We start from the raw sequence: 13,335 nt of genomic DNA on the forward strand, positions 1-13,335 counted from the left end.
GGAGAGGAAAATGGCTAGCAAGGTTGGTAAGGTTCGCCAGGTTATGGGCGCCGTCGTCGACGTACAGTTCGACGGCGATCTGCCGGAGATTCTGAACGCGCTCGAGACCCAGAACCAGGGCAACCGCCTCGTTCTCGAAGTCGCGCAGCATCTCGGCGAGAACACGGTGCGCACCATCGCCATGGACAGCTCGGAAGGTCTCGTGCGCGGCCAGAAAGTCGTCGACACGGGTGCACCGATCGAGGTGCCGGTCGGCGAGGAAACGCTGGGCCGCATCATCAACGTCATCGGCGAGCCGGTGGACGAAGCCGGTCCGATCCCGACCAAGGCGCGCCGTGCGATCCATCAGACTGCTCCTACGTTTGCCGAGCAGGCAACGGACGCGCAGATCCTGGTCACGGGCATCAAGGTCGTCGACCTGCTGGCGCCTTACGCCAAGGGCGGCAAGATCGGCCTGTTCGGCGGCGCCGGCGTCGGCAAGACCGTTCTGATCATGGAGCTCATCAACAACATCGCCAAGGCGCACGGCGGCTACTCCGTGTTCGCGGGCGTCGGCGAGCGTACGCGTGAAGGCAACGATCTCTATCACGAGATGATCGAGTCCAACGTCAACGTGGACCCGAAGAAGAACAACGGCTCGACCAAGGGCTCCAAGTGCGCCCTGGTGTACGGCCAGATGAACGAACCGCCGGGCGCACGCATGCGCGTCGCGCTGTCGGGCCTCACGGTCGCCGAGGACTTCCGCGACAAGGGCCAGGACGTGCTGTTCTTCGTCGACAACATCTTCCGCTTCACGCAGGCCGGCTCGGAAGTGTCGGCACTGCTGGGGCGCATCCCGTCGGCAGTCGGCTATCAGCCGACGCTCGCAACCGACATGGGTGCTCTCCAGGAGCGCATCACCACGACGCAGAAGGGTTCGATCACCTCGGTTCAGGCTATTTACGTTCCGGCCGACGACTTGACCGACCCCGCGCCTGCCGCTTCGTTCGCGCATTTGGACGCCACCACGGTTCTCTCGCGTTCGATCGCTGAAAAGGGCATCTACCCGGCCGTCGATCCGCTCGACTCGACCTCGCGCATGCTGGATCCGCGCATCGTCGGCGAAGAGCACTACGCGGTCGCCCGCCAGGTGCAGTCGATCCTGCAGCGCTACAAGGCGCTCCAGGACATCATCGCCATTCTCGGCATGGACGAGCTGTCGGAAGAGGACAAGATCGCGGTCGCGCGCGCCCGCAAGATCGAGCGCTTCATGTCGCAGCCGTTCACGGTCGCCGAAGTCTTCACCGGCTCGCCCGGCAAACTCGTGTCGCTCGCCGACACGATCAAGGGCTTCAAGGGCCTCTGCGACGGCGATTACGACCACCTGCCGGAACCGGCATTCTACATGGTGGGTTCGATCGACGAAGCCATCGCCAAGGCAGAGAAGTTGGCTGAAGCCGCGTAACACGATTAGAAACACGGATAGGCTCCTTCGTCAGACGAAGAGCGGGAGATGACATGGCAGGGACATTCGGCTCGTGCTGCGAAGAACTTAAGGACGCGATGAGCGGCGAGGAATTCGAACCGCTGATCACGCTCGGAGACGACGGCGTTCTTTACATGTCGGTCGGCCTCGTCGAACTCGACGAGGAAGAGCCCGGCATGGTCGACCATCCGGTGTTCTTCTGCCCGTTCTGCGGCAAGGGCCTGCAGACGCCGGAAGAAGTCAAAGAAAAGACCGGCGACGACGATGAGGAAGAGGCCGACGCGTAAGGCGCAAGCCGGCGCGGTTGGTTCCCACGCTCGGGTGGCCTTAAGATCAGGACAGGAAGTCTATGGCTCAGACGTTTACATTCGAGCTTGTCAGCCCCGAAAAGGTTCTCCTTGCCGGTGAGGCGGAGCAGGTTCAGCTTCCCGGCGCGGAAGGCGACATGACCATTCTTCCTGGGCATTCGCCGCTGATCTCGACGCTGCGTCCGGGCGTGATCGACGTGATGCTCGGCGGGGCGCGTTCGCGCATCTACGTGCGTCAGGCGTTCGCGCAGGTCGAGCCGGACCGGTTGACGGTACTGGCCGAGAAGGCGCAGGACGTGGCGGAGCTGACAGGCGCCGTCATCGCGGAAGAAGTTGCGGCTGCCGAAGCGGAACTGGCGCAGGCCAAGACCGACGAGCAGCGTCTGGTGGCGAACCAGGCGATCGCAGCGCTCTCCAGTCTTCGCGGCTAAGCCGCTCGCGTCACAGGATCCACGAATTGAAAAGCGCCCGGGAAACCGGCGCTTTTTTGTTTTGGGGTTGCGGTGCCGGGATTGAAGGGCGTCGCGGTCTTCGAGGCTTGCGTGGGCCCCGACCTCCGTCGGGGTGACGTTGAGGTGAGGAGGCCCGGCCAGCACAATACGGACGTCATGCCGGCGTCATGGCGAAGCCGTGCTTCGCATGGACGGCCGACGCCCAAGCAAGTTTGCCGAGTGTGGGCCGATCACGTTGGTTCGGTTGTTATCGGCATGTCGAAGGGGGGTCGAAGGAGAACCGGCTAGCGCGCGCTATTTCTGCTCGGCCATGTCCAGCTTGCGGCCCATGCGGCGCAGGAGCTGGCCGACGTTGGCGATCAGATTGTGCTCGATCGCGAAGTAGATGCGCTCGCCCTTGAACTTCTTCTTGATCGGGTCCCAGGGGAACAGCAGCGCAACATCGAACTCGATCGGATGGTTGGTCGAAGGCAGCTCAAGGAGGCCCGCACCATCGTGCACGCCGTTGAAGTGGGCTTCTTCCACCACGCCCTGCGGGCCGATGAAGACGTTGGTGACGGCGAAGCAGTTCTCGGGGAAGCCGGTCAGGAAGGACTCGTAGAACTTGGTCGCGCCCTCGTGCCCATGCCACGTCTTGCCGTTGTTCAGCATCGTGTAGACGCAGTCTTCGGTGAGGGTGGCGAGGAGGCCCGGGATGTCACCCGCATGCTCGGCTGCGATGTGATCGAGCCAGAGTTCCTTGATGCGGTCGTATTCAGCCTGATCGAAGGGGTGTCCGGATTGATAGTTCGCGCCATCGGTGAACGGCGGAAGCGTTCTCGTGAACTTGCGCTCGGACATGGGACTCAACTCGATCAAATGGGCAAGGAATGACAGGCGTCTCGCTTCAAGACGCCCGCGGACGGACTATACCGCCCTTAATTTCAGGTTTGAGCAAGATATGCAAATCTCTCAACGACGGATTGGTAAACCGGCCGCTTGAAGTCCACGATGAGATCCGCCAACTCGGATATGTCGCGCCAGGCCCAGCGGTCGAACTCCGCTTTGCCGGATCGGGGCTGGATATCGATCTCGCTGTCGTCGCCCCAGAACCGCATCGCAAACCAGCGCTGCCGCTGGCCGCGATACTTGCCTTTGAGAGCGACACCCAGCAGCGGCTCCGGCAGGTCGTACGTCAGCCATTGATGAATTTCGTCGACCACGTCGGCGCTCGTGATGCCGGTTTCTTCGCGCAGCTCGCGGATCGCAGCTTCGACGGGTGGTTCGTCCTTGGCGATGCCGCCCTGGGGCATCTGCCAGATGTAGGCCGATGAATCGCCTGCCCATTTCGGCAAACGGCGGCCGGTCCAAACGCGCCCTTCCTTGTTCAGCAGCATGATGCCGACGCAGGTGCGGTAGGGAAGTTCGATCGGGACGGTTTCAGTGTTGTCGATTTGGGCGTGCTTCATGACGTGTTGGGACCTGGGAAAATGATTGCCCGGACGAGGAATGGCGTCCGCGGCTCTGCGCCGGCGGGCGAATCATCTCTCATCTAGCTGAGGAAGTTAGCGGATTTTTGACCGCCCGTCTGTGCCGTGAGGAATACCCCTAAAGGGGGGCTTTTGTGCGTCAGCTGTCCACGAGAAGCGGGCGGAACTGACGCAGCACCTCCAAGTACAGGTCGCGTTTGAACGGGACGATGGCGGCGGGCAGCTCTTCGATCGTGCACCAGCGCCAGGCGACGAATTCGGTGTGCGGATCGCCGGGCGCGCCGAGATCGATTTCGCTTTCGTCACCGGAAAAGCGAACGGCGAACCACTTTTGGCGCTGCCCGCGGAAGCGCCCGCCCCAGACCTTCGGGATCAGGTCGACCGGAAGGTCGTAGGTCAGCCAATTTTCCGATTCAGCAAGGAATTCCACGCTTGTGACGGAGGTTTCCTCGCGCAGCTCGCGGAGCGCGGCGAGGCGCGGATCCTCGTGCTCGTCGATGCCGCCTTGGGGCATCTGCCACCACGTCGCTTCGGCGTCGCCCGGGGCGTCGGCGCGGCGGCCGACCCAGATCTTGGAGGCCGGGCTCAGAACCATGATCCCCACGCAGGGGCGGTAGGGCAGGGATTCGACATCCGGCAAGGACTTGGGATCCCGCACGGCTTGAGGGTCGACGGTCGGCTTGGTCATGGGTCAGTTCCCGAAACGGCGATTGGGGGCCGTTAGCGCCCATCGGAGGTAATTCTTGAGGAGCGCGGTGCCTAGTTGGGGACCGTGCTCTTGTTGGCATCGGCCGCGCCCTCGGTGCCTGCGGCCGGCGGTGTGGCTGGCTTCTTGGCCACCGTCTCGCCGGTCGCCGTGCCGCGCAGGAAGCTCAGCGCATACTGGAGCTGCGTGTCCTTTTCGGGCTCCTTCGGCACGTAGGCCGACGAGCCGGACTCTTCCTTCACGGGCTCCTTGGACTCGCCGTCCTTAGCTGCGTCCTTAGCAGCGGCGTCCTTCGCCTCTTCGGCCTTCTTGGCGGCCGCTTCGGCTTCCTCGCCTCTCAGATGGCCGCGGAGGCTCGCTTCGCCGCGGGGCTTCTCCGGCGTCTTGCTCTTCAGCTCCTCCGGAAGCTCCTGCTCGATCACGATGTCGGGGTCGATGCCCTTGGCCTGGATCGAACGGTTCGACGGCGTGTAGTAGCGGGCCGTGGTGAGGCGGATGGCGCCGTTGGCACCGAGCGGGATGATCGTCTGCACGGAGCCCTTGCCGAACGAGCGCGTGCCGATGATCGTTGCGCGCTTGTGATCCTTGAGGGCGCCGGCGACGATTTCCGAAGCGGAGGCCGAGCCGCCGTTGATCAGCACGACGATGGGCTTGCCTTCGGCGGTATCGCCGGGGCGGGCCTGGGCGCGCTGGGTCTCTTCGTTGTTACGGCCCTTGGTGATCACGATGGCGCCGCGTTCGAGGAAATCATCCGACACGGCGATGGCCTGATCGAGGAGACCGCCGGGGTTGTTGCGCAGATCGATGACGATGCCGCGCAGCTTGGGACCGATCTCCTTCTTGAGGGCGTCCATCGCCTTCACGAGATTGGTGTGGGTCTGCTCGTTGAAGGTCGTCACTTTGATGTAGGCGATGTCGTCGCCTTCCTTGCGGGCCTTGATCGCGTTGATGCGGATGAAGTCGCGCACGATCTTGACGTCGAACGGCTCGTCCTTGCCCTTGCGGACAATGGTGAGGGTGATCGGCGTGTTGACCGGCCCGCGCATCTTCTCGACCGCCTGCTCGAGCGTCAGGCCGGAAATCTGTTCGCTGTCGAGATGGGTGATGAGGTCATTCGCCTGGACGCCGGCTTTCGAAGCTGGCGTCTCGTCGATGGGCGAGACAACCTTGACGACGCCGTTCTCCATCGTGACCTCGATGCCGAGGCCGCCGAATTCGCCGCGTGTCTGCACCTGCATGTCGCGGTAGTTCTTCGGGCTCATGTAGGACGAGTGGGGATCCAGCGCGGCGAGCATGCCGTTGATCGCGGATTCGACCAGCATCGTGTCGTCGGGCTTCTCGACGTAGTCGGACCGCACGCGCTCGAAGACGTCTCCAAACAGATCGAGCTGACGGTAAAGCTCGGAGTTGGGCGAATTCGCCGAATAGGTTTGCGTGACGTTGAGCACGGTCGTTGCGCCCGCGAGACCCGTCATCGTCAAAAACGTCCAGAATACGAGGTCGGTCTTGCGCATTAGTCCTGCACCTTCTGATGAGAGGCGGCCCACCATGGATTGGAGTCTATGGGTTGCCCGTCCTTGCGGAATTCAATGTAGAGAACTGGCGCGCTGGAGTGAGGCGCGGATTGGCTGATTTCCGTTTTTTCGGTTGCCAATTGTGCTGTGCGGGGCGCACCACTCATCGTCCCGATCGGCTCGGCAGCCAAGACAAATTGACCTGGCCCGACGTCCATTCGGGACAGTCCGGCCACGAGCACATGATACCCGCCGCCGGCGTTAATGATCAAGAGTTGCCCGTAGCTGCGGAATTCGCCCGCATAGACCACCCAACCGTCACAGGGTGAGGTCACCCGCGCACTGTAACGAGTTTCGATCACCAAGCCTTTCGACGTTCCACCATATTGGGTTTTTTCGCCGAAACCCAAGACCCGGCGGCCGCGGGCGGGCAAGGAAAGTTTGCCTCTGGCTTCGTGGAAGGCGATGGCCGGGCGGATGCGGTCCGGATTTCCGGGCATCAGGCTGGTTGCGGTCGGCGCCAGCTCGACGATGGACGACGATGGCGGTTCAGGCGCGGCAGCCGGCGTTCCGGGCGACAGGAGGGCCACTTCCTCGGCCTTTTCCGGCGGCGTCGCGGCGGCGGGCGGAATAGAAACGGCAGCATCGCGGGCGACGGCGTTGATGGCGGGGCTGCTCGGGACGGGTTCGGCCGGCGCGGGCTGGGCGGCAACGGTCGGCGGCAGCACGGCGACCACCTGATCGCGGCCTTCGCGCTCGACCTGCGGCATGGATGGCGCCGTATCGACCTGCTGGCTCAGCTTGGAAATCAGCTCGCTCAAGTCGCTGACGTTCTTGGAAATCTCAGCGGCCGCCTCGCGGACCTGGCGCAGCTCCGTCTGCCGTTCCGCCAGTGTCTGCTTCTTGGTTTCGAGCAAACTCGCCAGCTGGGCTTGCACGGCGTTGAATTTCTCGCGCTCGGCGCGCAGCGTTTCACCGTCGCGGCGAATACGGGTCATGATGGACACGAGGTCTGTGAGCTTCGTCGAGAGGGCCTTCGCCTCGTCCCGGAGGCCCGGAAACGCGACGCCGATCAACATGGCGCTGCGCACCATGCGAAGCGCGTCCTCGCGGCGTGTGATGATGACGGGGGGCGGATTGCGGCCCATGCGCTGAAGCGCGGCCAGCAGGCCCGAGATCTTGCCGTGCTCCTTGGCGAGGGACTCGCGGAGGGTCTTTTCCTGCCGTTCGAAACCGGCCAGCCGTTCCTCGACGGCCGTCATCTTTTCTTCGCTGGCCTGAACGCGGGCCGCCGTTTCGACCAGGCGCGCGTTGATTTCGCGGCGATCGTCGGTGAGGGTTGCGAGGTCTTTCTGAAGTTCGCGGTCGCGCAGTTCCTTGGCTTCGAGCTCGTGCTGCTGGCGGTCGAGCTTTTTCGAGGCCTCTTCGGCGGATTGCGGCGTCGTGGCGGTCGGGGCGGTGTTTTGGGCACGCACGGCCGGAATCGACACGCTCAGCGCAAGAGTGGTCAGCGCCGCAGCCGTCGCGAACGGCCGCTGGGGGCGCTTGGGTCCGGTCGAGGCCCGCATGCTCCGGGCCCGCTTGTTCGCCTCTGTTCGGCTCACGCCTTCGTCCACCTCATATGTCGTCAGAGCCCGCGATTGACGCGCTAAAACCGATCCGCACGTGACCAGCCCGTCTGCATTTGCCAGGCGCAGGACTTCGGTGAAACCGGCCGCCGGATTCGCAACCCGAAGCGTCCGCTACACTGCCTGTATCCGCAAGGCCGACGCAATCCCGTCCGTACGCCACCACGCCCGTATAAGTGGTTAGAATTAGGGCATGCAAATTACCAATGCGATAGGTGGCCCGCCTCATCCCGCGAAAGTCCCCGCCTTTTGCCGCGGCGCGTGGTATTTGAATGCCCCGCCTCCTAAATGCTAGGTCATTGCAGCTCAACTCTTCGAGGCGAAGGTTCCGATGCAGTCCGCCCTGTCCTTGTTTTCGCTCGCCACCATGCTGGCCGTTGCCCTCGTGCTGTTTGCGGGGCTCTGGGTGATGTTGCGGGGGAAAAACCCGAACCTCAGCCAGACCTTGATGCGCTGGCGCGTGGGGCTTCAGTTCGTGGCCGTGGTGCTGCTGGTCGTCTACGCGTACGTCGCGCACATGTAGCCGGACCTCCGGCGCCCGCCGCTTACCGCCAGCCCTCCTGCCGAAAGCGGTTTGCATAGGCCAGGAAGCTCTTTAGGGTGTGCGCCGAACAAGCTTTACGGCGCGCTCCGCACATTCTTCCGGGCGTGCGCTCCACACGTTGTTGGGGGCGTGCTCCGCACGCAGGGGACTACGGGACGACGCATGGTCAGGCTCAATAAAATCTACACAAAAACCGGCGATGCGGGCACGACGGGGCTCGGCACGGGCCAACGCGTGCGCAAGGACGATCTGCGGATTACCGCGTACGGCACGGTCGACGAGACGAATGCGACGCTTGGCGTCGTACGCCAGCACCTTTCCGGCCATCCGGGCCTCGACGCCAAAATTCTGCGCATCCAGAACGACCTGTTCGACCTCGGCGCGGATTTGTGCGTGCCGGATCGCGGCGAAAAGCTTGAGTTCGAGGCGCTGCGGATCACCGAGGGTCAGGTGACGCGCCTCGAGGCTGAGATCGACGAGATGAATTCAGAGCTTAAGCCTCTGAAATCGTTTATTCTTCCTGGTGGGTCGCCGGCCTCCGTGGCGTTCCACGTGGCGCGCACCGTCAGCCGTCGAGCCGAGCGCGACATGGTCTCGCTGGCGGCGGCCGAGAACGAGCCGGTCAGCGCCGCGGCGCTCAAGTACATCAATCGGTTGTCGGATTATCTCTTTGTGGCCGGACGGTACGTCAACGACCGCGGCAAGAGCGACGTGCTCTGGGTGCCGGGCCAGAATCGCTAGCCAGAATTACTAGGACGAACAAGGTTTTGACGGGGGTCACGATGTTTGTTCCGCTGCATGACGAAAACACGCTGAAGTCGATCCGCTTCCAGTTCGTCACCCTGGCGATCATCGTGATCAACATCGCGATTTATCTGCTCGAGGCGACCCGGCTCGAGGACGTCGCCATCGCCAGTTTCGCGATCATTCCCAGTGAGTTGTTCGACACCAGCCTGTTTCCCATTGCGACCGAGGCGGCGGGCCCCGCATTTCCGGAGCGGCTGACACTGCTGTCGTACATGTTCTTTCACGGCGACATTCTTCATCTGGCCGGTAACATGCTGTTTCTGTGGGTTTTCGGCGACAACGTCGAAGATGCGCTGGGGCACGTGAAGTTCCTGTTCTTCTATCTCGCCTGCGGGGTTGCGGGCGGATTGCTGCACGCCTGGATCGAGCCCACGTCGGGGGTGCCGCTAATCGGGGCGAGCGGAGCCGTGGCCGGCGTCATCGCCGCCTACCTCATGCTGCACCCGCGCGTTCGGGTCTGGGTGCTGGCGCTCAAGGCCATCCCGTTGCGCATTTCGGCGGCCTTCGCGCTCGGGATCTGGATCCTGATCCAGGTCGTCATGGTGTTCCTGCCGCAGGTGGGGCCAACCGCGTGGTGGGCGCATATCGGGGGGCTGTTGGCCGGCGCGGTGCTCGTTGTCTTCCTGCGGCGCCCTGGGGTCCCGCTTTTCGATCGCGGCCTTGGGTACGGGACCTGACGGCCACTGTACCTGACGGCATGGAACCGGAGGCCGGATCGTCCACTACGGCCGCGACTGTCGCGGGTTAGCCCGACGTTGGCCGCATTGACTTGGGGGGTAACGGCTCGTAATTTCGGCGTTCGCAACTGCGAAGAGCTCGAATTGTCACACGGTTGGCATTTTGCCCCGGTGACGGACAATGGGGGCGAGCGACGCGGTTCAACCGCACATCAACCCTCGCGGAATAATTCGGAAAAAACCAGGACACCAATGACAACAAAAAGGCAGTGCGCCGGGGAGCGTCGCGCATCATGAAGATACTCGTCGCGGTTAAGCGCGTCGTCGACTACGCGGTCAAAATCCGCGTCAAGGCGGATGGCTCGGGGATCGAGCTCGCCAACGTCAAAATGTCCATGAACCCGTTCGACGAAATCGCCGTCGAAGAAGCGGTTCGCATCAAGGAAAAAGACGCGTCGACGGAAGTGGTCGCGGTGTCGATCGGAACGGCGAAGTCGCAGGAGACCCTGCGGACGGCGCTCGCCATCGGCGCGGATCGCGCCATCCTGGTCGAGACCGACGATGCGGTCGAACCCTTGGCGGTCGCCAAGCTGCTGCGCGCCATCGTCGACGCGGAAAAGCCGGACCTCGTTGTGCTCGGCAAACAGGCAATCGACGACGACAGCAATCAAACGGGCCAGATGCTGGCCGCGCTGCTCGGATGGCCGCAAGGTACGTTCGCCTCGAAGGTCGTGCCCGAAGCGGGCGCCATCGCCGTGACGCGCGAAGTGGACGGCGGTCTCGAAACGCTCAAGCTGACGTTGCCGGCCATCGTGACCACCGACCTGCGTCTCAACGAACCGCGCTATCCTTCGCTGCCGAACATCATGAAGGCGAAGAAGAAGCCGCTCGACGTGAAGAAGCCCGCTGACCTCGGCGTCGATATCGCGCCGCGCTTGAAGGTCCTCAAGACGACCGAGCCGCCCGTGCGGAAGGCCGGCGTCATGGTCGCGGACGTGGCGGAGCTGGTGCGCCGTCTCAGGACAGAGGCGGGGGTGATCTAATGGCTGTTCTTCTACTTGCCGAACACACGAACGCGACGCTCAGCGGCGCAACGGCGAAAGCGCTGACCGCTGCGAGGGCGATCGGCGGCGACGTGCATGTGCTCGTTGCGGGCCATGCGTGCGCGCCCGCCGCGGAAGCGGCCGCCAAGCTCGACGGCGTCGCCAAGGTTCTGGTCGCGGATGCGCCACATCTGGCCAACGGTCTCGCCGAGGAAGTGGCGGCGACCGTCGTCGCGCTCGCCGGCGCGTACGATGCGATCCTGGCGCCGGCCACGGCCTCCGGTAAAAACGTTCTGCCGCGCGTCGCGGCGCTGCTCGACGTGATGCAGATCTCCGACGTCATCAAGGTTCTGTCGCCGGATACGTTCGAGCGGCCGATCTATGCCGGCAACGCGCTCCAGACGGTTCAGTCGGGAGAAGCGAAGAAGGTGATCACGGTGCGCACCTCGGCGTTCGCGGCGCAGGGCGAAGGCGGATCCGCCGCTATCGAAAGCGTGCCCGCGGCAGCAGCCGTCGGGCGCTCGTCGTTCGTCGGCGCGGAGCTCACCAAGTCCGACCGTCCCGAGCTGACGGCCGCCAAGATCGTCATCTCCGGCGGACGTGGCATGGGTAACGGCGAAAACTTCACGAAATACATCGAGCCCGTGGCCGTGCGCCTCGGCGCGGCGATGGGCGCCTCGCGCGCGGCGGTCGATGCCGGGTTCGTTCCGAACGATCTCCAGGTCGGCCAGACGGGCAAGGTCGTGGCGCCTGATCTTTATCTGGCGGTCGGCATCTCGGGCGCCATCCAGCACTTGGCGGGCATGAAGGATTCGAAGGTCATCGTCGCCATCAACAAGGATGCCGAGGCACCGATCTTCCAGGTGGCGGACTACGGTCTTGTCGCCGATCTCTTTCAAGCCTTGCCTGAACTCGACGCGGAACTCGGCAAAGCCGGCCTTTAGGCAAGCTGGGCAGCGGATCAAAAAGGACATTCACCATGGATGTTGCAGTCAAGGCCGATGCCAAGGGTAAACCGGCCCCGCGGCCCGTTCCCGTCATCAAGCAGGTCGGCGTGATCGGCGCGGGTCAGATGGGCAGCGGTATCGCTCATGTGATCGCGCTCGGGAAATACGACGTGCTGTTGACCGACATCCGCAAGGAAGCCTACGACAAGGCGATCTCGGTCATCGAAAAGAACCTGAGCCGGCAGGTCGCGAAGGGTGTCGTCAAGGAAGACGACATGAAGCAGGCGCTGGGGCGCATCAAGTTCGCGCCGAATCTTGATGCGCTCAGCGACAGCGACATGGTGATCGAGGCGGCGACGGAAGACGAATCCGTCAAGCGCAAGATCTTCCAGGAGCTGTGCCCGAAGCTGAAGCCGTCGGCGCTCGTTGCGACCAACACCTCGTCGCTCTCGATCACGCGCCTCGCGTCGACGACGGACCGGCCCGAGCATTTCATCGGCATGCACTTCATGAATCCGGTGCCGCTGATGGAGCTCGTGGAACTGATCCGCGGCATCGCCACCGAGGATGAGGTGTTCGGCGTCGCACGCGTGTTCGTCGAGAGCCTCGGCAAGACCACGGCGGTGTCGGAAGACTTTCCCGCCTTCATCGTCAACCGCATCCTGCTGCCGATGATCAACGAAGCCGTCTACACGCTGTATGAGGGCGTCGGCACGGTGGAGGGCATCGACAAGGCCATGCGTCTCGGCGCGCATCATCCGATGGGGCCGCTGGAACTCGCGGACTTCATCGGTCTCGATACGTGCCTCGCGGTGATGCAGGTGCTCTACGAGGGTCTTTCGGATTCGAAGTACCGCCCGTGCCCGCTGCTCGTGAAGTACGTCGAAGCGGGATGGCTCGGGCGCAAGACCAACCGCGGGTTCTACGACTATCGCGGCGAGAAGCCGGTTCCGACGCGCTGAGCGCGAGCAGGGCGGATGACGGGGAACGCCAGAGCGGCCGTGGTGACCGGCGCCGGAAGCGGGATTGGGCGCGCGGTCGCGGTCGCGTTGTTCGATGCCGGTTTCGATGTCGTGCTGGCGGGGCGCCGGCCAACGGCGCTGGATGAGACGGCGGCGCTATGCGCGCGTCATTCCGGCCGGCGGGCCATCGCCGTGCCGACCGACGTGGCCGACGAAGCTGCGGTGGCTCATCTCTTTCACACGGCTCAGGACGCATTCGGGCGCGTAGACGTGCTGTTCAACAACGCCGGGCTTTCTGCGCCCGCCGTGCCCATCGACCAGATCACGCTGGGCCAGTGGCGGGCCGTCGTGGACGTCAATCTCACCGGTGCGTTTCTCTGCGCGCAGGCGGCGTTCCGGATCATGAAGGCGCAAACGCCCATGGGCGGACGTATCATCAACAACGGATCCATTTCGGCCATCGCGCCGCGGCCGCTGTCGGCGCCGTACACGGCCACCAAGCATGCCATCACCGGCCTGACGAAGTCGCTGTCTCTCGACGGGCGCGCGCACGACATCGCGTGCTCGCAAATCGATATCGGGAATGCGGAAACCGACATGACGGAGCCGATGGCGCGGGGCGCGTTCCAGGCCGACGGGAGCGTGCGCCCGGAGCCGCGCATGGAGGTGTCCCACGTAGCCGAAGCTGTCGTCTACATGGCCAATCTTCCGCTTTCGGCCAACGTCCAGTTCATGACGCTGATGGCCACCAAGATGCCCTTTATTGGCCGCGGGTGAGACTCTCGGGCCACATATGCGTCTTGCGTGGGTTGC

General features: G+C 63.7%; 15 protein-coding genes. 10 read left to right on the forward strand and 5 right to left on the reverse strand.

The window, feature by feature from the left end:
• Positions 1 to 10: 10 nt before the first annotated feature.
• The 3 genes from atpD to atpC all read left to right on the forward strand — a co-directional run bounded on the left by atpD (position 11) and on the right by atpC (position 2,204).
• A complete protein-coding gene (atpD, locus tag ACTIFK_RS11065; RefSeq protein ID WP_439543126.1) occupies positions 11 to 1,444 on the forward strand; it encodes a F0F1 ATP synthase subunit beta in 1,434 nt (477 codons plus the stop codon).
• Positions 1,445 to 1,497: 53 nt separating this feature from the next.
• Positions 1,498 to 1,752: a hypothetical protein gene (locus tag ACTIFK_RS11070; RefSeq protein ID WP_439543127.1), complete on the forward strand. Its 255-nt coding sequence runs from the start codon at positions 1,498 to 1,500 to the stop codon at positions 1,750 to 1,752.
• A gap of 62 nt (positions 1,753 to 1,814) precedes the next feature.
• Positions 1,815 to 2,204, forward strand: coding sequence for an ATP synthase F1 subunit epsilon (gene atpC / locus ACTIFK_RS11075; RefSeq protein WP_439543128.1), 390 nt, complete (start codon positions 1,815 to 1,817; stop codon positions 2,202 to 2,204).
• 315 nt (positions 2,205 to 2,519) lie between these two features.
• Here the strand turns inward: atpC and ACTIFK_RS11080 are convergent, their stop codons facing one another.
• The 5 genes from ACTIFK_RS11080 to ACTIFK_RS11100 all read right to left on the reverse strand — a co-directional run bounded on the left by ACTIFK_RS11080 (position 2,520) and on the right by ACTIFK_RS11100 (position 7,518).
• On the reverse strand, positions 2,520 to 3,065 hold the full coding sequence (locus ACTIFK_RS11080; protein ID WP_439543129.1) for a nuclear transport factor 2 family protein: 546 nt from the start codon (positions 3,063 to 3,065) through the stop codon (positions 2,520 to 2,522).
• 83 nt (positions 3,066 to 3,148) lie between these two features.
• Positions 3,149 to 3,673 (reverse strand): RNA pyrophosphohydrolase, encoded by a 525-nt coding sequence (locus ACTIFK_RS11085; protein WP_439543130.1) that lies wholly within the window; start codon positions 3,671 to 3,673, stop codon positions 3,149 to 3,151.
• A gap of 160 nt (positions 3,674 to 3,833) precedes the next feature.
• Positions 3,834 to 4,382, reverse strand: a complete 549-nt coding sequence (locus ACTIFK_RS11090; RefSeq protein WP_439543131.1) for an RNA pyrophosphohydrolase — start codon at positions 4,380 to 4,382, stop codon at positions 3,834 to 3,836.
• Between the two features lie 71 nt (positions 4,383 to 4,453).
• Positions 4,454 to 5,914: a S41 family peptidase gene (locus tag ACTIFK_RS11095; RefSeq protein WP_439543132.1), complete on the reverse strand. Its 1,461-nt coding sequence runs from the start codon at positions 5,912 to 5,914 to the stop codon at positions 4,454 to 4,456.
• Positions 5,914 to 7,518, reverse strand: coding sequence for a peptidoglycan DD-metalloendopeptidase family protein (locus ACTIFK_RS11100; RefSeq protein ID WP_439543133.1), 1,605 nt, complete (start codon positions 7,516 to 7,518; stop codon positions 5,914 to 5,916). Before ACTIFK_RS11100 ends, ACTIFK_RS11095 begins: the two co-directional genes overlap by 1 nt.
• A gap of 355 nt (positions 7,519 to 7,873) precedes the next feature.
• Here ACTIFK_RS11100 and ACTIFK_RS11105 point away from each other — a divergent pair, with 355 nt between their 5' ends.
• The 7 genes from ACTIFK_RS11105 (at position 7,874) to ACTIFK_RS11135 (ending at position 13,299) form a co-directional block, all read left to right on the forward strand.
• Positions 7,874 to 8,065 (forward strand): twin transmembrane helix small protein, encoded by a 192-nt coding sequence (locus tag ACTIFK_RS11105; protein ID WP_439543134.1) that lies wholly within the window; start codon positions 7,874 to 7,876, stop codon positions 8,063 to 8,065.
• Positions 8,066 to 8,248: 183 nt separating this feature from the next.
• On the forward strand, positions 8,249 to 8,827 hold the full coding sequence (locus tag ACTIFK_RS11110) for a cob(I)yrinic acid a,c-diamide adenosyltransferase (RefSeq protein ID WP_439543135.1): 579 nt from the start codon (positions 8,249 to 8,251) through the stop codon (positions 8,825 to 8,827).
• 41 nt (positions 8,828 to 8,868) lie between these two features.
• On the forward strand, positions 8,869 to 9,570 hold the full coding sequence (locus ACTIFK_RS11115; protein WP_439543136.1) for a rhomboid family intramembrane serine protease: 702 nt from the start codon (positions 8,869 to 8,871) through the stop codon (positions 9,568 to 9,570).
• Between the two features lie 293 nt (positions 9,571 to 9,863).
• On the forward strand, positions 9,864 to 10,613 hold the full coding sequence (locus tag ACTIFK_RS11120; RefSeq protein ID WP_439543137.1) for an electron transfer flavoprotein subunit beta/FixA family protein: 750 nt from the start codon (positions 9,864 to 9,866) through the stop codon (positions 10,611 to 10,613).
• Positions 10,613 to 11,557, forward strand: a complete 945-nt coding sequence (locus ACTIFK_RS11125) for an electron transfer flavoprotein subunit alpha/FixB family protein (protein ID WP_439543138.1) — start codon at positions 10,613 to 10,615, stop codon at positions 11,555 to 11,557. The genes ACTIFK_RS11120 and ACTIFK_RS11125 overlap by 1 nt, the downstream gene beginning before the upstream one ends.
• A gap of 35 nt (positions 11,558 to 11,592) precedes the next feature.
• Positions 11,593 to 12,522, forward strand: coding sequence for a 3-hydroxybutyryl-CoA dehydrogenase (locus tag ACTIFK_RS11130; protein ID WP_439543139.1), 930 nt, complete (start codon positions 11,593 to 11,595; stop codon positions 12,520 to 12,522).
• 15 nt (positions 12,523 to 12,537) lie between these two features.
• Positions 12,538 to 13,299 carry an SDR family oxidoreductase gene (locus tag ACTIFK_RS11135; protein WP_439543140.1) on the forward strand — a complete coding sequence of 254 codons (762 nt, stop codon included), beginning with the start codon at positions 12,538 to 12,540 and terminating at the stop codon, positions 13,297 to 13,299.
• The last annotated feature ends 36 nt before the right edge of the window (positions 13,300 to 13,335 follow it).

The sequence above is a fragment of the Hyphomicrobium sp. genome (assembly GCF_051860585.1).
Classification (GTDB): Bacteria; Pseudomonadota; Alphaproteobacteria; order Rhizobiales; family Hyphomicrobiaceae; genus Hyphomicrobium_C.